Annotated in this window: 1 protein-coding gene and 1 pseudogene; both read left to right on the forward strand. The window is 38.2% G+C overall.

The window, feature by feature from the left end:
• Positions 1-11: 11 nt before the first annotated feature.
• Positions 12-133 (forward strand): annotated as a pseudogene (locus tag CIK04_RS34080) (type II secretion system F family protein); the annotation flags it as partial.
• Positions 126-644, forward strand: a complete 519-nt coding sequence (locus CIK04_RS26240; protein WP_325205851.1) for a tetratricopeptide repeat protein — start codon at positions 126-128, stop codon at positions 642-644. The pseudogene CIK04_RS34080 and the gene CIK04_RS26240, both read left to right, overlap by 8 nt.
• Positions 645-685 lie beyond the last annotated feature (41 nt).

Here is a 685-nt window from a genome sequence, read left to right on the forward strand (position 1 = left end):
TATGATGGAAACTTGAAGAAAAAATAGGCAAGCTTGGTGCGAAAATGTCATCCTACTGATTATTTTATTCATGGTGCCAATAATTATTTTGATTATTGCTCCTGGCATTATGAGGATGTTAACTGATGGCTAAATGGATAATTAAATTATTAATTCTTTTCTCGATTGTAGGTTGCTCATCTATTAGTTCGGAATTGCAAACTAAAGAACGTTTGTTATTGAGTTCTGGTGAGAATCAGCAGTTGGTCGAATTCTACAAGGGTAATTTGGCAGAAGTGCCAAGTTATAAGGTGAAATTGGTTAACCTCTATTTAGATATGGGGGATATCAAGTCAGCCGAACTTTATACCAATACTTATACAGCCAAGAACTACGATGAACCAGATTATATCTACAGTTTGGCGAACTTAAATTATAAGAAAAAACGCTACGATTCGGCATTGCAAGAGAGCGAGAAATTCCTCGATGAAGGTGGAGATGAGGCGGCCTATCATCTGTTGGTTGGTAAGATTTACGCGCAACGTAAAGAGTATGAAACGGCTATTCAACATTTCGAAGAAAGTCGTAAAAGTGGCGCTTCGGATAGAGAGGCGGGCAACAATATCGCTGTGGTTTACCTTTGCAAATCGTTATGTCGAAGCTGACGGAAATTCTTTATGACCTTTATGTCGCTATGCCAAGTGAT

The organism is Vibrio sp. 03_296, assembly GCF_002265885.1.

Excerpts from the sequence above, each read along its gene's own strand:
- CIK04_RS26240 (WP_325205851.1), top strand. The coding sequence starts at position 126 with ATGGCTAAATGGATAATTAAATTATTAATTCTTTTCTCGATTGTAGGT.